Annotated in this window: 20 protein-coding genes and 1 pseudogene; 12 read left to right on the top strand and 9 right to left on the bottom strand. The window is 73.5% G+C overall.

Features of this window, described 5'->3' with window-relative positions; translation table 11 throughout:
- Positions 1-18: 18 nt before the first annotated feature.
- Positions 19-1,044 (bottom strand): non-homologous end-joining DNA ligase, encoded by a 1,026-nt coding sequence (gene ligD / locus BMY61_RS28035; RefSeq protein ID WP_042451593.1) that lies wholly within the window; start codon positions 1,042-1,044, stop codon positions 19-21.
- Between the two features lie 86 nt (positions 1,045-1,130).
- Between ligD and BMY61_RS28040 the strand changes: the two genes are divergently transcribed.
- Entirely contained in the window at positions 1,131-2,195 is a 1,065-nt protein-coding gene (locus BMY61_RS28040) for an ATP-dependent DNA ligase (RefSeq protein ID WP_042451421.1), read from the top strand.
- Here the strand turns inward: BMY61_RS28040 and BMY61_RS28045 are convergent.
- Positions 2,162-3,553: an MFS transporter gene (locus tag BMY61_RS28045; protein WP_052438953.1), complete on the bottom strand. Its 1,392-nt coding sequence runs from the start codon at positions 3,551-3,553 to the stop codon at positions 2,162-2,164. The two genes, BMY61_RS28040 and BMY61_RS28045, sit on opposite strands and share 34 nt — an antisense overlap.
- 108 nt (positions 3,554-3,661) lie before the next feature.
- Here BMY61_RS28045 and BMY61_RS28050 point away from each other — a divergent pair, with 108 nt between their 5' ends.
- Complete coding sequence (locus BMY61_RS28050) at positions 3,662-4,093, top strand: protein-tyrosine phosphatase family protein (RefSeq protein WP_042451420.1); 432 nt, start codon at positions 3,662-3,664, stop codon at positions 4,091-4,093.
- Here the strand turns inward: BMY61_RS28050 and BMY61_RS28055 are convergent, their stop codons facing one another.
- Positions 4,094-6,451: an ArnT family glycosyltransferase gene (locus tag BMY61_RS28055; RefSeq protein ID WP_082015218.1), complete on the bottom strand. Its 2,358-nt coding sequence runs from the start codon at positions 6,449-6,451 to the stop codon at positions 4,094-4,096.
- A 294-nt stretch (positions 6,452-6,745) separates the two neighbouring features.
- Between BMY61_RS28055 and thrS the strand changes: the two genes are divergently transcribed.
- The 4 genes from thrS (at position 6,746) to BMY61_RS28075 (ending at position 11,228) form a co-directional block, all read left to right on the top strand.
- Positions 6,746-7,981, top strand: a complete 1,236-nt coding sequence (thrS, locus tag BMY61_RS28060; protein WP_042451418.1) for a threonine--tRNA ligase — start codon at positions 6,746-6,748, stop codon at positions 7,979-7,981.
- 269 nt (positions 7,982-8,250) lie between these two features.
- On the top strand, positions 8,251-9,222 hold the full coding sequence (locus BMY61_RS28065) for a serine protein kinase RIO (RefSeq protein WP_042451416.1): 972 nt from the start codon (positions 8,251-8,253) through the stop codon (positions 9,220-9,222).
- A gap of 136 nt (positions 9,223-9,358) precedes the next feature.
- Positions 9,359-10,159, top strand: a complete 801-nt coding sequence (locus BMY61_RS28070; RefSeq protein WP_042451414.1) for a hypothetical protein — start codon at positions 9,359-9,361, stop codon at positions 10,157-10,159.
- Between the two features lie 79 nt (positions 10,160-10,238).
- Complete coding sequence (locus tag BMY61_RS28075) at positions 10,239-11,228, top strand: hypothetical protein (RefSeq protein ID WP_218162004.1); 990 nt, start codon at positions 10,239-10,241, stop codon at positions 11,226-11,228.
- A 17-nt stretch (positions 11,229-11,245) separates the two neighbouring features.
- On the opposite strand, the gene BMY61_RS28080 is transcribed toward BMY61_RS28075, so the two are convergent.
- Both BMY61_RS28080 and BMY61_RS46515 read right to left on the bottom strand, forming a co-directional pair.
- Positions 11,246-11,773: a histidine kinase gene (locus BMY61_RS28080; RefSeq protein ID WP_143094546.1), complete on the bottom strand. Its 528-nt coding sequence runs from the start codon at positions 11,771-11,773 to the stop codon at positions 11,246-11,248.
- A gap of 8 nt (positions 11,774-11,781) precedes the next feature.
- Positions 11,782-12,084: a hypothetical protein gene (locus BMY61_RS46515; protein ID WP_174514520.1), complete on the bottom strand. Its 303-nt coding sequence runs from the start codon at positions 12,082-12,084 to the stop codon at positions 11,782-11,784.
- A 196-nt stretch (positions 12,085-12,280) separates the two neighbouring features.
- Between BMY61_RS46515 and BMY61_RS28090 the strand changes: the two genes are divergently transcribed.
- The gene (locus BMY61_RS28090) at positions 12,281-12,727 is read left to right on the top strand and encodes a nitroreductase family deazaflavin-dependent oxidoreductase (RefSeq protein ID WP_042451411.1); all 447 of its coding nucleotides are present in this window, start codon (positions 12,281-12,283) and stop codon (positions 12,725-12,727) included.
- A 20-nt stretch (positions 12,728-12,747) separates the two neighbouring features.
- On the opposite strand, the gene BMY61_RS28095 is transcribed toward BMY61_RS28090, so the two are convergent.
- Complete coding sequence (locus BMY61_RS28095) at positions 12,748-13,347, bottom strand: hypothetical protein (protein ID WP_042451409.1); 600 nt, start codon at positions 13,345-13,347, stop codon at positions 12,748-12,750.
- 114 nt (positions 13,348-13,461) lie between these two features.
- On the opposite strand from BMY61_RS28095, the gene BMY61_RS28100 reads away from it, so the two are divergent.
- On the top strand, positions 13,462-13,818 hold the full coding sequence (locus BMY61_RS28100) for an MmcQ/YjbR family DNA-binding protein (RefSeq protein WP_042451584.1): 357 nt from the start codon (positions 13,462-13,464) through the stop codon (positions 13,816-13,818).
- Here the strand turns inward: BMY61_RS28100 and BMY61_RS28105 are convergent.
- Complete coding sequence (locus tag BMY61_RS28105) at positions 13,805-15,244, bottom strand: outer membrane protein assembly factor BamB family protein (protein WP_161791291.1); 1,440 nt, start codon at positions 15,242-15,244, stop codon at positions 13,805-13,807. The two genes, BMY61_RS28100 and BMY61_RS28105, sit on opposite strands and share 14 nt — an antisense overlap.
- An 87-nt stretch (positions 15,245-15,331) precedes the next feature.
- Between BMY61_RS28105 and BMY61_RS28110 the strand changes: the two genes are divergently transcribed.
- Positions 15,332-16,477: an alpha/beta hydrolase gene (locus tag BMY61_RS28110; RefSeq protein ID WP_042451407.1), complete on the top strand. Its 1,146-nt coding sequence runs from the start codon at positions 15,332-15,334 to the stop codon at positions 16,475-16,477.
- A gap of 12 nt (positions 16,478-16,489) precedes the next feature.
- On the opposite strand, the gene BMY61_RS28115 is transcribed toward BMY61_RS28110, so the two are convergent.
- Complete coding sequence (locus tag BMY61_RS28115; protein ID WP_201777598.1) at positions 16,490-16,987, bottom strand: adenosine-specific kinase; 498 nt, start codon at positions 16,985-16,987, stop codon at positions 16,490-16,492.
- A gap of 294 nt (positions 16,988-17,281) precedes the next feature.
- Here BMY61_RS28115 and trpS point away from each other — a divergent pair, with 294 nt between their 5' ends.
- From trpS to BMY61_RS28130, 3 genes and pseudogenes are all read left to right on the top strand, one after another.
- On the top strand, positions 17,282-18,316 hold the full coding sequence (gene trpS, locus BMY61_RS28120; protein WP_042451404.1) for a tryptophan--tRNA ligase: 1,035 nt from the start codon (positions 17,282-17,284) through the stop codon (positions 18,314-18,316).
- A 217-nt stretch (positions 18,317-18,533) separates the two neighbouring features.
- On the top strand, positions 18,534-19,121 hold the full coding sequence (locus BMY61_RS28125) for a hypothetical protein (RefSeq protein ID WP_143094548.1): 588 nt from the start codon (positions 18,534-18,536) through the stop codon (positions 19,119-19,121).
- 208 nt (positions 19,122-19,329) lie between these two features.
- Positions 19,330-20,176 (top strand): annotated as a pseudogene (locus BMY61_RS28130) (protein kinase domain-containing protein); the annotation flags it as partial.
- Between the two features lie 224 nt (positions 20,177-20,400).
- On the opposite strand, the gene ggt reads toward BMY61_RS28130, so the two are convergent.
- Positions 20,401-22,236, bottom strand: a complete 1,836-nt coding sequence (gene ggt / locus BMY61_RS28135; protein WP_042451400.1) for a gamma-glutamyltransferase — start codon at positions 22,234-22,236, stop codon at positions 20,401-20,403.
- Position 22,237: the final 1 nt, after the last annotated feature.

Below are 22,237 nucleotides of genomic sequence, written 5' to 3' on the forward strand. Positions count from 1 at the left end.
AGCGCGCTCGGGACTTCCTCATTCTGGGTGAGCAGCGTCTGCTTCGTCGGTGTCGTGGCGGGCGCGGCTGGGTTGGACGCGCTTCGGTTCGCCCGGCATCTTCGGGTACTCCGGCGGGTAGGGCATGTCGCCCAGGCCGCGTTCGTCGATGTCCTGCTGGTGCAGCGCCAGGGCGGCGGTGAGGTCATGGCGTTCGGCGTCCATCTCCGCGTGGACGTCGCCCAGTTCCGCGTAGCGGGCGGGCATGGTGGTGAGGTCGAAGAGGTCCGGGCGGACCTGGTCGACCTCGTCCCAGTGCAGTGGTGCCGAGACGGGAGCGTTCGGGAACGGGCGGATGGAGTACGCCGAGGCGATGGTGCGGTCGCGGGCCGTCTGGTTGAAGTCGACGAAGATGCGCTCGCCGCGCTCCTCCTTCCACCAGGCGGTGGTGACCCGGTCCGGCATGCGGCGCTCCAGCTCCCGCCCGATCGCGATGACCGCGTGGCGGACCTCGACGAAGTCCCATCTCGGCTTGATCGGGACGAAGACGTGGAGGCCGCGGCCGCCGGAGGTCTTGGGCCAGCCGACGAGCCCCAGCTCGGTGAGGATCTTCCGCAGTTCCAGGGCGGCGCGGGCCGCGTCGGCGAAGTCGGTGCCGGGCTGCGGGTCGAGGTCGATGCGGAGTTCGTCCGGGTGGTCGGTGTCGGCGCTGCGGACCGGCCAGGGGTGGAACGTCAGAGTGCCGCGGTTGACCGCCCACAGGACGGCCGCCTCCTCGGTCGGGCACATCTCGTCGGCGGGCCGGCCGCTCGGGAACGCCACCCGGGCGCTGGGGATCCAGTCGGGCAGGTCGCGCGGGATCCGCTTCTGGTAGAAGGCCTCGCCGCCGATCCCGTCGACGAAGCGCTGCAGCGTGGTGGGCCGGTCGCGGACCGCGCGCAGCGCGCCCGGTGCGACGGCCTCGAAGTAGCGTGCCACGTCGAGCTTGGTGAAGCCGGTGTCAGGGAAGTAGACCTTGCTCGGGTTGGTGACGCGCACCACGCGCCCGCCGATCTCCAGCTCCATCGCTTCGCCCATGCAGCTCACCGTAGGACGTGCCCGGCGGGCCCGCCCGTCGGGCGCCGGGGCGCCGGGCGCCGCAGAATCGGGGCATGGACCTGCCCGTGATGCCGCCCGTCAAGCCGATGCTCGCGAAGTCCGTCGCCAAGATCCCGGCCGGGATGCTCTACGAGGCCAAATGGGACGGCTTCCGCGCGGTGATCCACCGGGACGGGGCGCAGACCGTCATCGGCAGTCGCACCGGCAAGCCGCTCACCCGGTACTTCCCGGAGGTGGTCACCCAACTGGAGGCGCAGCTGCCGCAGCGGTGCGTCGTGGACGGAGAGATCATCCTGGTCCGTCACGACCACCTGGACTTCGACGCCCTGACCGAGCGGATCCACCCGGCGGACTCGCGCGTCCGGTTGCTCGCCGAGCAGACGCCGGCCTCCTTCGTCGCCTTCGACCTGCTCGCCCTCGACGAGCGCAGCCTGATGGCGGAGCCGCAACGGGACCGCCGGGCGGCGCTGGAGGAGGTCTTCGCCGCCGTCGCGCCGCCGCTGTACCTGGCGCCCGCCACGTTGGACGCCGCGGAGGCCCAGCGCTGGTTCGAGCAGTTCGAGGGAGCTGGGCTGGACGGCGTCATCGCCAAGCCGCTGGACGCCGTCTACGCGCCGGACCAGCGGGTGATGTTCAAGATCAAGCACGAGCGCACCGCAGACTGCGTCGTCGCCGGCTACCGCGAGCACAAGAGCGGCCCGATTGTCGGCTCGCTGCTGCTCGGCCTCTACGACGACACCGGACGCCTGCAGCACGTGGGTGTCTGCGCCTCGTTCCCGATGAAGAGGCGCGCCGAACTGGTCGAGGAGCTCGCGCCGCTGCGGATGGCGCCCGGCGACGGCCACCCGTGGGCGGAGTGGGCCGACGAGGAGGCGCAGGCGAGTTCACGGATGCCCGGCGCGACCAGCCGCTGGACCGGCACCAAGGATCTCTCCTGGGTGCCGCTCCGGCCGGAGCGGGTCATCGAGGTCGCCTACGACCACATGCAGGGCGACCGCTTCCGGCACACCACGCAGTTCCGCCGCTGGCGCCCGGACCGGGAGCCGGCCGGCTGCACGTACGGGCAGCTGGACGAGCCGGTCCGCTACGACTTGGCGCAGATCCTCGGATCGGCCTGAGTCTCGGCCTCGGCCTGGGCGACGGCCCCGGCGGCGGGCGACGGGGCCGACGCGGCCGACACGTCATCCGACGCCGCGACAGCGGCTCGCGCCTGAACCGATGCCGTGACGTCGGCCGAGGCGACGACGGCCGCTGCGCCGTCGGACCGCGCGTGTGCGCCGGAGAAGCGCTCGTGGGCCAGCGCGAGTGCTGCCAGCGCCGTGCCGATGACACCCGCGACGGCGAAGCCCCACACGGCCGAGAAGTGGTCGATGACCGATCCGGCCAGCGGCGCGCCGAGTGATCCGCCCAGCGTCAGCGCCGCCGCCTGCAGGCCCATCGCCTGCCCGCGCGCGGAGGCCGGGACGGCCCCGCTGATCGCCTCGGCGGTCGACGCGATGGTCGGCGCGCAGACGAATCCGGCGGGGACCAGCGCCAGGCAGGTCCACTGCCAGCCCAGGGCGCCGACGATCCCGACCGGGATGGTGCCGAGCCCGAGCAGCAGCATCAGCACCGGCAGGCGGCGCGGCCGGGCCGTCGACCCGTGCCAGAAGCCGCCGACCAGGGAGGCAGCGCACCAGGCGATGATCGTGACACCCGCCCACTGCGTCTCGCCGTGCTGGCGAAGGCTCGCCACCACGGAGACCTCGGTGCCCGACAGGGTCAGGTTCGCGGCGGTGCACATGGCCAGGACCAGGATCAGTCCCGGGTTCAGCCAGGTGCCGCGCGGCAGCTTCGCGGGCGCCTGCGTGCGCGGGTCGGTGGCGTCGGTGCCGAGGGGCACCGGATGGCGGGTCAGGATCCGCCCCAGCGGCCACATGCCGACGACCGCGCCGAGGGTCAGCGCGGCGATCGCGTACATCGACGGGGTGGCGGTGTGAACGCCGGTCACCGCGATCACGGCGACGGCGGGGCCGACCATGTACGCGAGCTCGACGATCATCGAGTCCAGGGCGAAGGCCTGCCGTCGCAGCCCGCCCGGCACGTGAGCGGCGACCGCCTGTCGGATCACCGGGAAGACGGGCACCGACACCAGCCCGCCGAGGAACGTCGCCCCGACCAGCAGCGGATACGAGAGCGAAGGCGCGATCACCCAGTAGAGGGACTCGGCGACGCCCGTCACGACCAGCACCGGCCGCAGGCCGTGCCGGTCCACCATGCGTCCGGCGACGGGGGAGCCGAGGGCGAACCCGAGGGTCAGCGCCATCGCGACGACACCGGCGGCGCCGTAGCCGCGATGCTGGTCGAGGACGACATGCAGCGTCAGCAGCATGCCCTTGGCGGTACCCGGGATGCGGGTGAGAAGCGCGACGGCGAACAGAGCTCGGCTGCCCTGGATGGCGAAGACGGACCGGTAAGGGCCGAACAGACGGTTCATGGATTATCCCTCCGCCCGGGATCATTGCAGATTGCACCGCCTTCGCGCCTTCGGATATCGAGGCCAGGCGCCGGCACCGGCGCCTGGCCCGGCCGATACGCTGGCCCGATGCCGCTGACCTGGGACCTCGACACCCCTGGCCTGCTGACGCTGCCGTCCGGCCGGACCGTGCGGGGCAGGGGGCTGCGCGACCCCCTCCCCGCCGGTCCGCCGCCGGACTTCGGCCTGTACCTCCAGGGCGAGCAGCCGCCGGCGACCGCCTGGGAACAGACCTGGCTGCGTTGGCCGGACTTCCGGCTGCCCGCCGACAAGGACGCCGCCGCCCGTTCCCTGCGCGACGCCTGGACACGGGCGGCTGCGTCCCGGGTCGAGGTCGCCTGCACCGCCGGACGGGGGAGGACCGGGACGGCACTGGCGTGCCTCGCGGTCCTGGACGGCGTGCCGCCGCAGGAGGCCGTCGCCTACGTGCGCGCCCACTACTCCCGGCACGCCGTCGAGACGCCCTGGCAACGCCGTTACGTGGAGCGCTTCACGGCGTGATCACGCGTCGCCGCCGCAGAGGTAGAGCGACTGCGCGGACGCGCCGCGGCTGAATCCTCCGCCGAGTCCTCCGCCGAAGGCGCCGAGGTCGGGTGCGGTCGAGGAGGCAGCGGCCGTGCCGCCGTAGGCGGCCGGAGGAACGACGGCGCAGGCCTGTCGCACCCAGCTCTGGACCGCACCGCCGCCCTGCGACTGCCCGGCGGCCGCGCCCACGCCACCACCGCCCATGCCGCCACCGAGCAGGACGAAGCGCAGCTGGTGCGTGGAGACGAGCTGTCGGAACCGAGCAAGCGTCGGGCTCGGCACCGCTCCGGTGAAGCCGCCCATCGGCATCACCTCCTTGCCCGTGGCCAGGATGAACGGCGAGGCCGTGCTCCAGCTGGACGTCGCCATCAGGTAGCTCGCCCCGCCGTCGTGGGCGGAGACGTAGTCGAACAGCCTCTGCTGCGAGGCCGTCAGCGTCGTCGAGCCGGTGAACCCGTCGAACGCGCCACCGCCGCCACCCCCGGCGGCGCCGGTGCGACCCGTGCCGTGACGGCCGCCCCCGAACGCGGCGTACCCGCCGCCGGAGCCGAAGCCGGACCCACCGCCGGAGCCGAACCCGCCGCCGAAGCCGTGGCGGCCCTCTCGCTGGGCCCCGCCCCCGAACGCCGCGGCGAGGCCGCCGCCACGGGCCGTCGGGCCGACCGAGCCCATCATCGACGCCATGCCGCCACCCGAACCGCCGCCCAGGACCGAGACGGCCCACGCGGCGGGAGTCACGACGACGGCCAGGAGACCGGCCGCCACACCGACGGCCGCGAGACGCGGTCGTGCCAGGCGCGGCACCCGCCCCACCGCGAGCAGCGCGGCGGCGACCGCGGCCGCCGCGACGGAGAGCGGCACCGCCCACGGGCGGAACGTCGGGAACGGATGTGCCAGCCACGCCGCCCAGGCCGCCGTGGCGGCGACGGCCACCGGGAGGACGACGGCCCCGCGGCCGCCCGCGCGGTAGGCGCGCCACATCGCGACCAGACCCGCGCCGCTCGTCGCGGCCAGCGCGGTGGCGATCACGCCCATGTAGTAGGTGTGGCCGCCGACGCTGCCCGCGCTGAAGGCGAGGAAGAAGACGGCCAGCCAGGTGCCCCACATCAGGTAGCCGGCGCGGAGCCGGTCGGTGCGCGGACGCCGACCGCGCCACAGGATGCCGAAGACCAGGGAGAGCGCGGCGAGCGGGTAGAGCCAGCCCGTCTGCGAGGCGACGGCGGAGCCGAACATCTTGCCCCAGCCGCCGTCACTCCCCCCACCGCCGCCGAGCACGGCGGCCCGCGCCGCCAGCGCCTGCGCCGACGCGGCACCTGAGCCGGCACCGGAGCCGGTCCCCGCCGCGCCACCCGTGCCCGCCGCGCCGGCCGAGGCCGAGGTCCCGCCGAGGCCGTGCCGGGAGCCGCCCCCGCCCCCGCCACCGCGGACGGCCTGGATGCTGCCGGTGTCGGAGGCGTCCACGCCCACCGACGAGAAGCGGTTCAGGAAGTTGTAGCCCACCACCATGCTGTAGGCGGAGTTGTCCGTGGTGCCGTCCACGTACGGTCGGTCCTTCGCCGGGGTCAGCGTCACCAGCGCGATCCAGGACGCCGAGACGGCCAGCATGACCGCCCCGGCCACGGCGAGGTGCGCGAGGCGGCGGCGCAGCGGCGCGGGCGCGGCGAGCAGGTAGACCAGGGCGAGGGCGGGAAGCACGGCCCACGCCTCCAGCATCTTGGTCTGGAACGCCAGACCCACCCAGATGCCGGCGGCGAGCAGGGTCCGCAGCCGGCCGGTCGTGGCGGCCCGCTGGGCAGCCTCCGCCGCGCAGATCAGCAGCAGGGTGAAGGCGGGGTCCTCGACCGAGGTGCGGAACAGGCCCGCCACCACCGGCGTCAGTGCGAACAGCCCGCAGGCGAGCAACGCGGCGTTGGCGCCGGCCCACTGACGCACCGCCTTGTACAGCACCAGCACCGCCAACACGCCCTCGACGGCCTGCGGCAACGCCACCGACCAGGCGTGGAACCCGAAGATCCGGGCGGAGAGCGCCTGCGGCCACACGAAGCCGGGCAGCTTGTCGAGGGTGATGGTGCTCGCGGGGTCGAACGAGCCGAAGACGAAGGCCTTCCAGCTCTCCGAGCCACTGCGCGCGGCGTTCGCGTAGAAGCCGTGGAACGAGGCCTGGTCGATCCGCCAGAAGAACAGCAGCGCTGCCAACGCCGTGACGGCGAGCAGGGCGGGCCGTGCGTAGCGGGGTTGGTCGGCAGGGGACCGCCACGGACGGTAGCGGCCTGCACGTCGGACGTTCGGAGAATCCGCAGGCGTGGTGAGGACGCCGGTGACACTTGGAGCCATAGCGATGACAGTGGGTGACAAACCTGTGAAAACGCTCCCTCGAGCTGCGACGCGCCGTCACTCTTAACCAGTTCTGCCGAGCGTCTTGCCAGGGACACATAAATCCCGTGCACACGCACGGTCGTCCTGCTAGCGTCCCAGTCATGCAGATCGCAGCCGTACCCACGACGACGCCGGATCCCGTCCCGGCGCGCTGACAGCTGCTTGCAGTCCTCCAAGCCCCGGGCGAGCGCCCGGGGCTTTCGTCATGCGGTCACTCGTCCGGTCCTCCCGACCCGTCCCGAGGTGACCGCCATGAACGACCAGCGCAGCAACGACCACCGCAAGCTCGGCCGTGAGCTCGGGCTCTTCGACACCGACCCGCTGATCGGGGCGGGCCTGCCCTACTGGCTCCCCGACGGCGCCGTCATCCGCCACGAACTGGAGGAGTACGTCCGCGACCTGGAGCGGCGCTCCGGCTACCGGCACGTCTACTCGCCGGTGCTGGGCAAGCGCGAGCTGTACGAGCGCTCCGGGCACTGGGCCCACTACCGCGAGGACATGTTCCCGCCGATGCGGCTCGGCGCCGAGGAGGTGGTGCTCCGCCCGAGCCTGTGCCCGCACCACGCCGTGATGTACCGCTCCCGGGCCCGCAGCTACCGCGAACTGCCGCTGCGCCTGGCCGAGCTCGGCGGCATGTACCGGTCCGAACTCTCCGGCGTGCTGGGCGGCCTGACCCGGGTGCGGGCGATCCAGCTGAACGACGGCCACGTCTTCTGCACCCTCGACCAGGTGGCGGAGGAGGCCGCGAGGGCGCTGGCGCTGATCCGGGAGGCGCACCGCGTGCTCGGCATCGAGCCGGTGCGGTACCGGCTCTCGCTGCCCGGTGCGGGCGGCAAGTACGTGGCCGCTCCGGAGCTGTGGGAGCGGTCGGCCAAGCTGCTCACCGAGGTGCTGGACGGGTCCGGCCTGCCCTACGAGGCCCAGGAGGGCGAGGCCGCCTTCTACGGCCCCAAGATCGACGTGCAGATCGCCGACGGTGCCGGACGCGAGGCGACCCTCTCCACCGTCCAGGTCGACTTCCACCAACCCGAGCAGTTCGAGCTGGAGTACATCGGCGCGGACGGGGCCCGGCACCGGCCGGTGATGGTCCATCGGGCGATCATCGGCAGCGTGGAGCGGGCCGTCGCGCACCTGATCGAGCTCTACGGCGGGGCGTTCCCGGCGTGGCTCGCGCCGGTGCAGGTGGCCCTGCTGCCGCTGTCGGCCGGGGAGGACGCGGCGGTGGCGGAGCTGGCCGACCGCTGTCTGGAGCTCGGTCTGCGGGCCCAGGTGCTCGGCCCCGAGCAGGGCACCCTCGGGGCCCGGGTGCGCGCCGCCCGCCTGGTTCCGTACCAGGTGGTGGTCGGCGCCCGGGAGGCGGCGCAGGGCCTGGTCGCCCCACGCCTGCGCGACGGCTCCCGGCCCGCGCCGCTGCCGGTGGCGGACTTCCTGGCGCGGGTGGCGGCGGGCGTCGCCGCGCGCGAGCGCGAGCCGCGGCTCGACGGATGAGGTGCGATTAATTCGGTTGCGTGGCCCGGGCAGGCGGCTAGAGTTGGCGCGTTGCCGCAAGCCCGGGCCACGGCTGTGCCGTATGTCGCCAGCGTGTGTCTGCCCGGCCGGGATGAGAGTGGAGGTGAGCCGCAGGATGGTTGCCGTGACGACACGGCGCGCCTTCGTCTGCGCGCCAGAAGCCTCCCTCTGTCACCTGCTCGCCGGCTGAGCCTGGCGTCCCCTTCGTGGACGCCCTCCGGCGGGCCCTCCCGCTGGAGACTCCTCCCTTGCGCAAGCGATTCGCCGACAGCGACTCCTTCGTCCGTATCACCCCCAAGGGTGGCCGTCGTGGCCGCCGTTCCGACCTCGCCGACGACGCCTTCGACCACCCGGCCTTCCAGTGGTTCCCCGAGGGCGACGACGAGGCCGACTACTCCGACGAGGCCTCCGCGTCCGCCGTCGGCGCCGACACCCCGCCCCAGGGCGACCGCTGGTCCACCTGGGACCGGTCCACCCCCACCGAGAAGGGCCCCGAGCCGCGACCCGACTGGGTGGTGACCGAACTCGGAGCGGTCGACACCGAGTTGGGCATCGTGAAGACCGGCAAGGAGGCCGACGTCTTCCTGGTCGAGCGCGCCGTCCCGGGCACCGACCGGCGCACCCTGATGGCGGCCAAGCGCTACCGCGACGGTCACCACCGGCTCTTCCATCGCGACTCGGGCTATCTGGAGGGCCGCAGCCACAAGGAGTCCCGGGTCAGCCGGGCCATGTCCAAGCGGAGCGAATTCGGCAAGCAGGCCATCGCCGGCCAGTGGGCGGGGGCCGAGTTCGCCGCGCTCTCCCGGCTCTGGCTGGCCGGCGCGGCCGTGCCCTACCCGGTCCAGATCGTCGGTACCGAGATCCTGATGGAGTTCGTCGGCGACGAGTCGGGCGCCGCCGCGCCGCGACTGGCGCAGGTGCGGCCCGAGGATGCGGACCTGGACGACCTGTGGAGCCAACTCGGTCACAGCCTCTCGCTGTTGGCCCGTGACGGCTACGCCCACGGCGACCTGTCCGCCTACAACATCCTGGTCCACCAGGGCCGACTCGTGATCATCGACGTGCCGCAGATCGTCGACGTCATCGCCAACCCGCGCGGCCGGTCCTTCCTGGAACGCGACGTGCGCAACGTCGGCGCCTGGTTCGTCGCGCGCGGCCTGCCCGAGCACCGGGTGGAGGAACTGACGGCCGAACTGGCCTTCGACGCGCGGCTGGATTGAAGCGGGGGAGAGTAGCAGGCCCGTCGGGTCTCTGCGGGGAGTTTGCCAGACCCCCCGCAGAGACCTCACCGCAGGTGCGACGGTGACGAAAGGTCCGGAATCCACCGGTCCGTGCGCGTCGTCGTTCGGAGGAGCCGTGAGGTACTGCCCGACCTGCCGCCGCTACGTCAACGGCGCGTACTCCTGCGCCGGTTGCGGCATCGAGGCGACGAAGCTGCCCTACGTCGGCCCCGACGAGCCGTTGACGCGGCGACAGCCGGCGCTGCCGTTGTTCGCGGAGCGCGCCTCCGCTCCCTCCCTTCCCTCCCTCCTGTCGGCAGGCTCAGCGTCGACGGGGGCCGTTCCGATCGCGCCCGCGTCGCCCGAGCCGCCACGGCGGGTGGCCGCACCGCACGCCGTGGTGCCGCTCTCACGCCGCTCGCGTGCGGGGCGGCTCGCCCCGGCCCTGCTGGTCGCGGGGCTCGGCGTTGCCGGGCTGTGCGCGGTGACGGGCAGCGCGGCGCCCGGCGGCGCGGCCGCCGCACAGGGTTCGGCGCCGCTGAGCGCGCCCACGGTGGACGGCCTCGGCGCGGGCGGCGGTTCCGGTGGCGGCGTGGGCGCCACACCGACCAGCCTGGCGGGCATGTCGACGCCGACCGGCGCCCCGTCGGCGCAACCCTCGGGCGCCGGTGACACCGTCGGTGTCGCCGCCGTCGAACCGGCTCCGACCACCTGGACGACGGGCGCCTCGTCGGCGTTCACGCCGCTGCTGCCCGTGGCCGCCACCAGCGCGGCGCCCGGCACCCAGGCCCCGAGCCCGCCGATCACGACGCCGTCCTCGACCGCGCCCGGTGCGGCGGGCGGCTCCCCGACCACCCGCTCCGGCCCGACCCCGGCCCCGGCGGTGACCCCGGGTCCGTCCTGCGTCATCGACCTGCTCGGCCTCTGCGTGCGGTGAGTCCGTGCGGTGCGTGCGTGCGGCGAGCCCCGGTGCCGGATCGGCGTCGCTGTCGGACCCTGCCCCTACCCTGTCCGGCATGGAGGGCGATGCGATGAGCGGGAGCGCCGGCAGCCGACAACCGGTCTCGTCGCCGGTGCGCGAGTGGCTCCTCGACGGTGATCCGGCGATCCGCTGGCAGGTCCTGCGCGATCTCCTCGGCGCCCCCGAGGACGTGGTGGCGGCGGAACGCGCACGGGTGGCCGCCGAGGGCTGGGGCGCCCGCCTGCTGGCGGCTCGCGACGAGGACGGCCAGTGGATGGGCGGGGCGTACTTCCCCGGCCGCGGCGAGCCGCCGGACGACGGCGGCCAGCCGTGGACCGCGACGCTGCCGGCGCTGATGGAGCTCCACGCGTTCGGCCTCGACCCGACCGACGACACCGCCCGCGCGATGGTCGCGCTCGTCGCCGCGAACTGCCGTTGGGAGTACAACGACGAGCCGTTCTTCGACGGCGAGGTCGAGCCGTGCATCAACGGCCGCCTGGTGACTCTGGGTTCCTACTTCGGCGTCGACGTCGACGGCGTCGTCGCCCGGCTCCTCGCCGACCGGCTCGACGACGGCGGCTGGAACTGCTGGGCCGAGGAGGGTGCCGTCGTCTCGTCGTTCGACTCGACGATCTGCGTCCTCGAGGGCCTGCTCGCGTACGAGGCGGCGACGGGAGGCTCCCCGGAGGTGGCTGCCGCCCTGCGTGGTGGGGAGCGGTACCTGCTCGACCGCGCCCTGTTCCGCCGTCGGAGCACGGGCGAGGTGCCGGTCGACGCCTGGCTGAGGTTCTCCTTCCCCACCCGGTGGCACTACGACGTCCTGCGCGGCCTGGAGTACTTCCGCGCGGCCGACGTCCGCGATCCGCGGCTCGGCGAGGCGGTCGAGCTGGTTCGTTCCCGCCGTCGGGCCGACGGCACCTGGCCGCTGGAGAACACCCATGCCGGGGAGGTCCACTTCGCCCTGGAGGACGGAGACGGCCGCCCGAGCCGGTGGAACACCCTGCGGGCGGCCCGGGTTCTCTCCTGGTGGGACGGCCCTGCCTGAGGCCTCGTCCCGGATGCTCAGGAGGAGCCCGTGTCGGCCTCGGTCTCGCCCTCGGCCTTGGCGCGGAGCTCCTCCAGCCACTGCGCGGCCTCGGCGGCCGGGACGCGTTCCAGCTTCGCACCGTGACGCTCGGCGATCGCGTCGACGGAGCGCGGGTCGGACTCCACCATCTCCGCCACCAGCAGGCAGCTGTTCGGATCCACCCACGCGGCCAGGCCGACCAGGGTGTCCGTGCCCTGTTCGGCCTGCGTGCCGTCGGCCAGGACGCCGAGGCCGGCGCCGAGCCCGATGCCGACCGCGACGGCCAGCGGACCGATGAACAGCCCGAGGACCGTGCCGACGGTGCCGAAGCCCACCATCGCGCCGCCCGCGCCCGGATCGTAGTCCTCCGGGACGGTGACCTTGCCGTCGGCGCCCCGCTCCATCAGCGCCGCGCGGGAGACCGTCGGCAGTTCCTTCACCTCCGCGAAGGCGGCGTCGGCAGCGGCGCGGTCGGCGAGGGTGAACAGCAGCACCTTGTCGTCGTGCGCCATGTCCGAGGACATGTCCCGCATCATGCGCCGCTCCCCTCGCCGGTCCCACCCTCGGAGCCCTCGGAGCCCTCGGAGCCCTCGGAGCCCCCGGGGCGCTCGGCGCGCTCCTGCGCCTCCCACGCCTCCTCGTTCTCCTGCACCTTCTCCAGTGCGTGCGAGGCCTCCTCCTGGGTCGCGAACGGACCGAGGAGGAACCGGGCCGGGCACACGTGCCCCTGTTCCGGGCGGTGGTGGCGCAGGCAGAAGTACCAGGGTTCCGGCTTGCCGAGCTGGGCCTCGTCGAGGTCCTCGCGCAGCTCGTCACCGGCGTCCGGCCAGCTCACCTCAGGTCACCTCCGCGCAGACACCCCGCGCCGCGGACGCGACCGGGTCCAGGGCCTGTCCGACAGGCCGTCGCCACCATGATCCGCCCGGACCACCCGCCGCGCGCGTTCACCGCCGCCGTTCGGTGCGGAGGCGGGGGCCAGGTGGAATCATGGGAGGCGTCGAACATCACCGAGAGCGATGGGACGGATACGCATGCCGCTGAAGGGTGAGTACGAGCCGAGCCCGACGGACTGGGTGCGGGCCCAGGTCGAGACCTACGAGTCGTCCGGGGGGACGGAGGGCACGAGCCTGCGCGGCATGCCCGTGGTCCTGCTGACCTCCGTCGGCGTGAAGAGCGGAAAGCTGCGCAAGACCCCGTTGATGCGGGTCGAGCACGACGGGCGCTACGCCGTGGTCGCCTCCCAGGGTGGCGCCCCGAAGCACCCCGTCTGGTACTTCAACCTCAAGGCCGACCCGCGCGTCGAGCTCCAGGACGGGCCGGTGCGGCAGGACATGACGGCCCGGGAGGTCACCGGCGAGGAGAAGGCGCAGTGGTGGCAGTGGGCGGTCGCCGCGTACCCGGACTACGCCGACTACCAGCGGCGGACCGACCGCGAGATCCCGCTCTTCGTCCTGGAGCCGGCGCCGTCCGCCCATTGATCACTGCCCGCCGGGGCTGATCACTTGGACCAGGTGACCACGAAGTCCGCGTTGTTGGTGTTCGCGATGTTGGTCACCTGGACCGTTCCCTTCGCGCCCTGGTAGGCGCCGGTGCCACCGGTGATCTTGAAGTTCATCGTCGGAGCCTGCGAGGAGAAGTCCTGGACGGAGTTGTCGGCGAGCAACATGCCCTGGCTCGTCGCGATCTGCGCCGAGCAGGTCGCCGTCGCCGGCGCCTTGGTGAACAGGCAGAACAGGTGGTCGGTGGCGGAGATCTCCGAGGAGTGGCTGGTGTGGTCGCCGAGGTAGTCGTTGTCCGTCGCCACCGCGTAGTCGCCGACGTTGGGCGGGGTGCTCGGGTTGGTGACCGGTTGACCGTTGGACGTCTGCAGGCCGCTGAAGGTGTTGACGCCGTAGAACTTCCAGGTCGTGCTGGCCATGGAGCCGGAGGCGCCGCTGCCGGGCGACATGCTGCCCGAGGGCATCGTCATCGGTGGCGGCCCGGAGGGGCTGGCTGAGCCGGAGTCGGCGGGCACGGCGCCGGCGGCTCCGGTCGTCACCGCCAGCAGTCCCGCGGCGAGCGCGGCTGCGGCGGCCAGGAAACGCGCATGCGTACTCATCAGGTCCTCCCGAGTGCGGGGAACCCCTCGCACCATTCTCTTCGCTCCCGAATGAGGTCGCACACGCAGCAGGAGGTGGTGGTGCTGTCATAGTTCGAGGCGGAGGTGGTCGCGATGGAGCGGTCGGAGCTGCTGGCCTACTGCCTGGGCAAGCCCGGCGCCTGGCAGGACGAGCCGTGGGAGGGCGACGTGGTCGCCAAGCTCGGCGACAAGGTGTTCGCCTTCCTCGGCTCGCCCGGCGGCACCAGCGTCGGCCTCAAGTGCGGACCGGACCGCGACACCGCCGACGAGTGGCTGAGGCGCTACCCGGGCGCCGTCACCGCCAGCGCCTACGTCGGACGTTACGGCTGGAACACCCTCGCGCTCGACGGCGCCGTCCCCGACGACGAACTGCTCGCCGCCGTGGACGACTCCTACGACGCGATCCTCGCCAAACTGCCCAGGCGCCTGCGGCCCGTCACGCCCCCGTGAACGCGGTGACGCCGGCCAGGGTGCCGATCAGCAGGCGGTCACCGCTCAGCACCGGCGAGGCGAAGTGCGGCAGCGCCCCTGTCGCCAGTCGGGCCAGCACGCGCCCGCTCGCCTGGTCGATCACCAGCAGCGTGCCCGCGCCGTAGTCCGGCTCCCACACCGCGCCGCCGCCCAGCACCGGCGAGCCTCCCGCCCGCAGCGCGACGTGCCAGCCGGGGCGCGGCACGCCGTCCAGGCCCACGTCGACGCGGAGCAGTTCGCCCGGGCAGGGCACGAACACCGTCCGCGCGCGCACCGCCGCCGAGCCGAACGCCCCGCACAGGCGCGCCTGGGCCTGTTCGCCGCCGACGCCGCTGCGGCGCAGCCGGGTGTCCAGGCCGAGGGTGTAGCCGGTGCCGCGCTTGCCGACGGCGAGCACGTCGTCGCCGACCAGCGCGGGGGTGAGCGAGCCGAGATCGAGGTCCTCGGCGTTGTCCTGGGCCCAGGTCGTGGGCGCGAACGCGCCGGTGACGGTGAGTCGGCCGGGGGAGAGCGCCACAACGGAGTCGGAGCCGTCCCAGGCGCCGTGCGTGGCCGCGCCGTTGCCGACGGAGACCAGCACCCGCCCGTCCGGGGTGACGACCGGGCCGCCCGGCGCCCAGATGCCGCCCTGGCGGCTCGTCGGGACGCTGTACTGGACAAGCGGTCCGGCGCCCGTCGCCGGGACGGAGACGACGGAACCGACATAGTTCCCGCAGTCGCCCTCCAGGCCGCCGTAGGTGACCAGGACCCGTCCGTCGACGGCGGCCAGCGCACCGCGCTGCTGGTGCGCCAGGCGGTCCCCGCGCGGCGGCTCGGCCTCGCGGCGCACCCGGACGGCGCCCGTCGCCGGATCGAGTCCGACCAGCACGTGCCGGCCACCGTTCAGCTCCGCCACCGCGAACACCAGCCCGGTGGTGGGCTCGTAGACGGGTGTGCCGGTGATCCCGAGCGGGTCGATCCCGCCGCAGGGCAGCGCGGACAGCGGCTCCGGCGTGCCGAGCGAGGTGTGCCAGCGGACCCGGCCGGTGGCCGGGTCCAGGCCGTAGACGCTGTCGTGCTCGGTCGCGGCGACGACCGTGCCGCGCACGATCAGCGGCTGACCGTAGACCGCCCCGTCCAACGCCGCCCGCCAGGCCTGGCGCAGGCCGGCAGACGCCGGGGCGGCAACCGGGACGCCGGGAGCCGGGACGCCGGGGACGTCGCCGGAGCGCTGCGGGTCGTGATGGTAGGTCAGCCAGTCGCCCGGCAGTGTGGGGCCGGGGCGGGCCGCGCCGGGCGCGAGGGTGAGCTCGGGCACGGGGGAGGCCCGGTGCGAGGCGCCCGTCGACGCGCCGGTGCACCCGGAGACGAGCAGCGCGACGCAGACGACCAGGCTTCGGACGGCGCGGGGGAGGCGGCGGCTCACGCCATCAGTGTGGGCCGCGCACCGGGGAGGGTGCAGCAGCGGCGCGCACCTGTGACGCGGGTGGGCCCGCTGGTGCACTCTGGAGGCATGGGGCTGACCGGGAGCGGGCTGCTGATCCTCGCGGTGGTGCTGAGCGTGCTGGCGGTCGGCGCGACGCTGTGGCTCTGGCCGCGCCTGGCCGGACGCGGCTGGCGGGCCATGACCGGGCGCGTCCTCGCCCTCGGCGTCACCCAGGTGCTGCTGCTGTGCACGCTCGGTATCTGGGCCAACGACTACTTCTCCTTCTACAGCAGCTGGCACGACCTGCTCGGCGTCGGCGGGGGACCGGTTGCCGTCCAGGCCTCCGTGCCGGGCGCCGGCAGCAGGCCCGGTGCGCACGGCGCGGTCGAGATGCTCGGGCAGGAGACCATCGGTTCCGACGGCATCGGCCTGCGCCCGCCCGCCCAGGTGGGCCGCCTGGACCGGGTCCGCATCCCCGGCCACGTCACCGGCCTCACCACCGACGGCTACGTCTACCTGCCGCCGCAGTACTTCCAGCCGGCCTACGCCAAGGACCGGTTCCCGGTGATCGTGGTGACCACCGGCTTTCCCGGCGACGCCAAGAACCTCGTCACCAAGCTCCAGTACCCCTCGATCGAGCTGCAGCTGATCCAGGAGGGCAAGGTCCGCCCGATGGTGCAGGTGCTGATGCGTCCCTCCCCGTCGATGCCGCGCGACAGCGAGTGCGAGGACATCCCGAACGGCCCGCAGGCGGAGACCTACTTCACCGCCGACGTGCCGCTGGACGTCGAGGGCTCCTACCGGGTGCGCACCGACGCCGTCGGCTGGGGCGCGATCGGCGACTCGACGGGCGGCTACTGCTCGCTCAAGCTCGCCATGCGCAACCCCTCGGTCTACACCGCGGCGGCCGCCCTCTCCGGTTACTTCAAGGCCGCCCAGGACATCACCACCGGCGACCTCTTCGGCGGCAGCCAACTGCGCCGCAACGAGGCCGACCTGGTCTGGCGTCTGCAGCACCTGCCGGCCCCGCCGGTCGCGCTGATGCTGGCGACCAGCCGCGAGGACGGGGCCTCCTACACCCAGGCCCAGGCCTTCGCCGCCCTCGTCCGCCCGCCGACCGTCGTCGCCGAGGCGACGGTCCCCACGGGCGGCCACAACTTCACCACCTGGGTCCGCCTGCTCCCGGCCTCCCTCGGGTTCCTCAGTGCGCACCTGGCGCCGCCCGCGCCCTGAGACGGCAGGCGGTCAGAGCTTGTAGCCGATGGCGCGCAGCAGTTGCCTGCGGGCCGTCGCGTCGTCCTCGGTCTCCTCGCCGAGCGGCGGTGCGCCGTCCACGACGCCGACGACGCCGCGACCGGCGCCGGTCACCGCCACGAGGACCTGCACCGGGTTGGCCGTGGCACAGAAGATCCCGCAGACCTCCGGGACGGCCTTGATCGCGTTCAGCACGTTCACCGGGTAGCCCTCGCGGACGAAGACGACGAAGGAGTGGCCCGCGCCGATCGCCGTGGCGTTGGCGACGGCGAGGGAGACGAGCTCGGGGTCGTTGCCGGAGCGGCGGACCAGTCGGGGGCCCGAGGCCTCGCAGAAGGCCAGGCCGAAGCGCAGGTGCGGGCCGGTGCCGACGAGGGCCTCGTGCAGGTCCTCCACGGTCTTGACGAAGTGGGACTGCCCGATGATCACGTTGAGGTCCTCGGGCTTGTCGACGGCGACGGCCTCGATGGACACCGTTTCAGCTGCCATACGGCCAAGCCTGCGGGCGACGGACGACGCGCGCACGTCGGGACCTTCGATCCGGCCAGGTGCGGCGCCGGGGCGGCTATGCTTGCCCTCATGAAGCTTTCCTCGTGCCTGAACTGGTGGCGCTCCTCCTAGGAGCGGCCCCCTCTCGCACGCACGCCTCGAAGGGCCGTTCGCACGGACGGCCCTTCGGCGTCTCCCGGCACGGTCCGGGGGTGGATGCGCCGGGCGACCGCCCGTCGTCGCGGTCCGGTCCCACAGACCCGCATCCACCACCCCGACCCGGGAGAGCACCTCATGAACGCCACCAGCACCGATGCCGGCACCGGCACCGGCACCGGCACCGGCACCCGCATCCTGACCGGTGACCGCCCGACCGGCCGTCTCCACGTCGGCCACTACTTCGGCAGCCTGGAGAACCGCGTCCGGCTCCAGAACGAGGGCGCCGAGCTCCACGTCGTGATCGCCGACTACCAGGTGCTCACCGACCGCGACATCGCTGCGAACCTGCCCGGGTACGTCGAGGAACTGCTCCTGGACTACCTCGCCGTCGGCATCGACCCGGAACGGGCTGTGATCTTCACCCACAGCTCGGTCCCCGCGCTGAACCAGCTGCTGCTGCCGTTCCTCAGCCTCGTCTCCGTCGCCGAGCTGCAACGCAACCCCACCGTCAAGGACGAGATCAAGCACTCCAGCCAGGCCGCCGTCTCCGGGCTGATGTTCACCTACCCCGTCCACCAGGCCGCCGACATCCTCTTCTGCAAGGCGAACACCGTCCCCGTCGGCCGCGACCAGCTGCCGCACCTGGAGGTCACCCGGACCGTCGCCCGGCGTTTCAACGAGCGCTACGCCCCGCCCGGCGCGCCGGTCTTCCCCGAACCGGAGGCGCTGCTCTCCGCCGCGCCGCTGCTGCTCGGCACCGACGGCGGCAAGATGAGCAAGAGCCGCGGCAACGCGATCCAGCTGGCCGCCGACGCGGACGAGACCGCCCGGCTGATCCGGGGCGCGAAGACCGACACCGAGCGCCGCATCAGCTACGAGCCCGAGCGCCGGCCGGAGGTCTCCTCCCTGGTCCTGCTGGCGGCCCTGTGCCTGGAGCGCGACCCGGTCGAGGTCGCCGACGAGATCGGCGGGGGCGGTGCCGCCGCGCTCAAACAGCTCGTCACCACCGCCGTCAACGACCGCTTCGCGCCCGTCCGTGCCCGCCGCGCGGAACTCGCGCGCGACCGCGGCCACCTGCGGGAGGTGCTGGGCCGTGGCAACAAGCAGGCCAATGCGGTCGCCGACGCCACGCTGGAGGAGGTGCGGGCGGTGATGGACTGCGTCTACTGAGCCGTGTCCAGACGTGTACCGTGTGTGACGAAAGTGGCGAAAAGTGACCCACGGTAAGCCTGTGACCTGCAGTGACGCCTGGTGGGGGGATGCGCAAAGGTTTGGCAAGGTGCGTCCCCCACATGGCCTTCCGGGGTGGTTCGCACACAGCCGTCCCGGGGACGCTGGTCGGGCAGGCGGGACTCCGCCTCATGTCGCACAGCACTGGAGAAGGACCGTGGCACGCGCAATCTCGCTGATATCGAGCCCCGAGGAGTCCACGGTGGAGACCGTGGGCGGGGCGGCCGGGGGGTCCACCGGGCGGGAGGCGGTCATGCCCGCCGAGCCCGAAGCCGACCGCGTGCCCGACTGGGCCGCAGCGCTCGTCCACAGCGCGGTCGCCAACCGTCCGGTCGCCGACGTGGCCCGGCTGTTCGCCCTCCTCGACGCGGACGGCGAGAACGCCTGGCCCAGCCCCGCCAGCGAGGTCGCGGCCGGCCGGCCGTTGGAGGAGCTCACTGTCCTCCTCTCCGCGCTGCGCGGTCCGCAGATGACGCGTGGCCGCGACATACTCCGCGTCGCGGTGGTGACTCGTCCCGTCCCCGAGGTCGTCCAGCTTGTCCATGCGCTCGGCGGCCCGAACTCGCCCGTGGTGGAGCAGGCGCTGCAGCTGGCCGCGATCGCGCGCCCCGTGGACGACGTCGTGGCGCTGGCCCGCGCGCTGCAGGGCGTGGTCCTGGAGCGGCCCGCGCCCCCCGCTGCCGAACCGACCCCTGAACCGGAACCCCCTGCGGAGAAGCGCCGCAAGTCCCGCTGGTCGAGCTGACCCGCGCGCGCCCGGTCGCGCGCTCCGGCGCGAGCGCCCCCGTGCGGACGTCGTCCCTGGTGGCCACGGCCGCATCATGGGTCCGGACCGGGGCGTTCCGCGGGCCCCGGAGGCGGTACCGTGTTCGAGCCAAGGTCACGGTGGGTGGGAGAGGGCGGCGTGTTGCCGCCCGGTGGCCGGCGGTCCGGTGATGGAGAGGGTTGGGAGCATGCTGGAAGCGCGTCGCCTCGGCGGCCGGTACGAGCTGGGCAGCGTCCTCGGGCGCGGCGGCATGGCCGAGGTCCACGTCGCGCACGACGTGCGGCTCGACCGCGTCGTGGCCGTCAAGACGCTGCGGGCCGACATGGCCCGCGACGCCGTCTCGCAGGCCCGCTTCCGGCGGGAGGCGCAGTCCGCGGCCTCGCTCAACCACCCGGCCATCGTCGCCGTCTACGACACCGGCGAGGACTACCTCGACGGCATCTCGCTGCCGTACATCGTGATGGAGATGGTCGAGGGCTCGACCCTGCTCGCGCTGACCCAGTCGGGACGCCGGCTGATGCCCGAGCGCGCGCTGGAGATGACGTCAGGCATCCTGCAGGCGCTGGAGTACTCGCACCGCAACGGCATCGTCCACCGGGACATGAAGCCCGCCAACGTCATGCTGAACCGTCAGGGCCAGGTGAAGGTCATGGACTTCGGCATCGCCCGCGCCATGGGCGACGCCGGGATGACCATGACCGCGACCTCGGCCGTGATCGGCACCGCGCAGTACCTCTCGCCGGAGCAGGCGCGCGGCGAACAGGTCGACGCGCGCACCGACCTGTACTCCACCGGCTGCCTGCTCTACGAGCTGCTGGCGCTGCGGCCGCCCTTCGTCGGCGACTCGCCCATCGCGGTGGCCTACCAGCACGTCCAGGACGTGCCGCAGCCGCCGTCCGTCTTCGACCCGCAGATCCACCCGGACATCGACGCGATCGTGATGCGGGCGCTGGTCAAGGACCGCGACCAGCGCTACCAGACGGCCGACGAGATGCGCGCGGACATCGAGCGCGTGCTGGCGGGCGAGCCGCTGGGCGCGGGCCGGGCGATGGCCCCGCCGGTTCCCGAGCGGCGCGACGACTACGCCCGGCCGGCCGCTCCGGCGCCGCGCCCGTCCGGTCCCACCGCCACGACGCCGCGCCCGAAGGCGGCCCTCGCGGACCGCCCCAACTACGGCAAGCTGGCCCTGCTCGGCGGGGTGACGCTGGTGCTGAGCACGCTCATCACCTACCTCCTGATGAGCTGACCGGCCCGCGCGTCACTCGTCCGGGTCGACGACCGCGGCCGCGCCGCCGCCTCGGCGCACGGGCTCGGCGGCCGCCTGGAGGCGCCCGTCCGGGAGCAGTTGGATGCCGGTGGCCGCGCCGATCTCGGGGTTGAGCGTGAACATCTCCCCGAGCGCGGTCAGGCCCGCGTCGTCCACGCTGCCGAGGAAGGCCGGTTCGGCCTCGGTCTTCGCCAGGTTGCGCTGACTGATCCGCGGGACGGCGATGGCCTGCTCCAGGCTGAGCCCCCGGTCCACGTGCTCGGTCAGGACCTGCAGGACCGTGGTGATGATGCTCGCGCCGCCGGGGGAGCCGACGGCGAAGTCGAACCGGCCGTCCTTCAGCACGATCGTCGGCGACATCGACGAGCGCGGGCGCTTGCCCGGGCCGGGGAGGTTCGGGTCCGGCACGCCCGCGACCGCCGGGGTGAAGTCGAAGTCCGTCAGCTCGTTGTTCAGCAGGAACCCGCGCCCCGGCACGGTCATCGCGCTGCCGCCGGTCTGTTCGATCGTCAGCGTGTAGGAGACGACGTTCCCCCAGCGGTCGGCGACCGTCAGGTGCGTCGTGTGGGTGCCCTCGGGCGTCGTCGGGGCGGGCGTGCCGGCGTTGACGCAGCCGCCGGAGGGGTGCACCGGGTCGCCGGGGGCGAGTGGACTGGTCAGGCTGGAGTCCGGCCGGATCAGGCAGGCGCGGGAGTCGGCGAACCGCTGCGAGAGCAGTGCCTGCGTGGGCACGTCGACGAAGCGCGGGTCGCCGACCCAGCGGTTGCGGTCCGCGAAGGCGATCCGGCTCGCCTCCAGGTAGTCGTGCAGGTACTGCACCTGGGAGGCGTGGGCCAGGTCGAAGTGGCCGAGGATGTTCAGCGCCTCGCCCGTGGTGGTGCCGCCGCTGGAGGAGGGCGCGATGCCGTACACGTCCAGGCCCCGGTAGTCGACCTCGGTCGGCGCCTGCGCGCGCACGTCGTAGGCGGCCAGGTCGGCCGGCGTCATCGCACCGGAGCGGGCGTACCAGCCGGACGCCGGGTCGACCTGCGGGTGCTGTACGACCTGGGTGATGTCCCGTCCGATGTCGCCCCGGTACAGGGCGCCGACCCCCTTGTGCTCCAACTCGCGGTAGGTGGCCGCCAGATCGGGATTGCGGAAGACGCTGCCGACGGCGGGCGGCTGCCCGCCCGGCAGGAACAGGGCGGCGGTGGCGGGGAAGTAGGAGAAGCGTGTCTGGTTCTGCGCGGTCTGGTCGTGGAAGGTCTGGTCGACGACGAAGCCGTGGTCGGCGAGTTGCTCGGCGGGGTGCAACGACTGGGCGAGTGAGCGCGTGCCCCAGCGGTCCAGTGCCCGCTGCCAGGTGAGCAGCGAGCCCGGGACGCCGACGGAGCGGCCGCTGTCGACGGCCGTCCAGAAGCCCAGCGGCTGTCCGTTCTCGACGAAGAGGTTCTGGTCGGCGGTGCTCGGGGCGGTCTCGCGGCCGTCGAGGGTGAACACCTTGTGCCGGCGGGCGTCGTAGTAGACGAAGTAGCCCCCGCCGCCGATCCCGGAGGAGAACGGCTCGGTCACGCCGAGCGCGGCCGCGGTCGCCACGGCCGCGTCGACGGCGTTGCCGCCGTGCCGCAGGACGGAGATGCCGATGTCGGTCGCCTCGGCCGACACGCTCGCGACGGCGCCGCCGGTGCCGGTCGCCTCCGGCTGCTTGGGGGCCGGGACGGCCGTCGGGACGGCGGAGGCGGCGGGGGTGGCGCCCGCGGTGGGTGCGAGGGCGAAGGCGGTCAGCGCGGCGGCGAGGAGCAAGGGGGGTGTGAGACGCGCGGTGCGCCGGAGTCGACGGGAATTCATC

Source organism: Streptacidiphilus jiangxiensis, assembly GCF_900109465.1.
GTDB classification, from domain to species: Bacteria; Actinomycetota; Actinomycetes; order Streptomycetales; family Streptomycetaceae; genus Streptacidiphilus; species Streptacidiphilus jiangxiensis.

Excerpts from the sequence above, each read along its gene's own strand:
- ligD (WP_042451593.1), bottom strand. The coding sequence starts at position 1,044 with ATGGAGCTGGAGATCGGCGGGCGCGTGGTGCGCGTCACCAACCCGAGC.
- BMY61_RS28040 (WP_042451421.1), top strand. The coding sequence starts at position 1,131 with ATGGACCTGCCCGTGATGCCGCCCGTCAAGCCGATGCTCGCGAAGTCC.
- BMY61_RS28045 (WP_052438953.1), bottom strand. The coding sequence starts at position 3,553 with ATGAACCGTCTGTTCGGCCCTTACCGGTCCGTCTTCGCCATCCAGGGC.
- BMY61_RS28050 (WP_042451420.1), top strand. The coding sequence starts at position 3,662 with ATGCCGCTGACCTGGGACCTCGACACCCCTGGCCTGCTGACGCTGCCG.
- BMY61_RS28055 (WP_082015218.1), bottom strand. The coding sequence starts at position 6,451 with ATGGCTCCAAGTGTCACCGGCGTCCTCACCACGCCTGCGGATTCTCCG.
- thrS (WP_042451418.1), top strand. The coding sequence starts at position 6,746 with ATGAACGACCAGCGCAGCAACGACCACCGCAAGCTCGGCCGTGAGCTC.
- BMY61_RS28075 (WP_218162004.1), top strand. The coding sequence starts at position 10,239 with ATGGAGGGCGATGCGATGAGCGGGAGCGCCGGCAGCCGACAACCGGTC.
- BMY61_RS28080 (WP_143094546.1), bottom strand. The coding sequence starts at position 11,773 with ATGTCCTCGGACATGGCGCACGACGACAAGGTGCTGCTGTTCACCCTC.
- BMY61_RS28090 (WP_042451411.1), top strand. The coding sequence starts at position 12,281 with ATGCCGCTGAAGGGTGAGTACGAGCCGAGCCCGACGGACTGGGTGCGG.
- BMY61_RS28095 (WP_042451409.1), bottom strand. The coding sequence starts at position 13,347 with ATGAGTACGCATGCGCGTTTCCTGGCCGCCGCAGCCGCGCTCGCCGCG.
- BMY61_RS28100 (WP_042451584.1), top strand. The coding sequence starts at position 13,462 with ATGGAGCGGTCGGAGCTGCTGGCCTACTGCCTGGGCAAGCCCGGCGCC.
- BMY61_RS28110 (WP_042451407.1), top strand. The coding sequence starts at position 15,332 with ATGGGGCTGACCGGGAGCGGGCTGCTGATCCTCGCGGTGGTGCTGAGC.
- BMY61_RS28115 (WP_201777598.1), bottom strand. The coding sequence starts at position 16,987 with ATGGCAGCTGAAACGGTGTCCATCGAGGCCGTCGCCGTCGACAAGCCC.
- trpS (WP_042451404.1), top strand. The coding sequence starts at position 17,282 with ATGAACGCCACCAGCACCGATGCCGGCACCGGCACCGGCACCGGCACC.
- ggt (WP_042451400.1), bottom strand. The coding sequence starts at position 22,236 with ATGAATTCCCGTCGACTCCGGCGCACCGCGCGTCTCACACCCCCCTTG.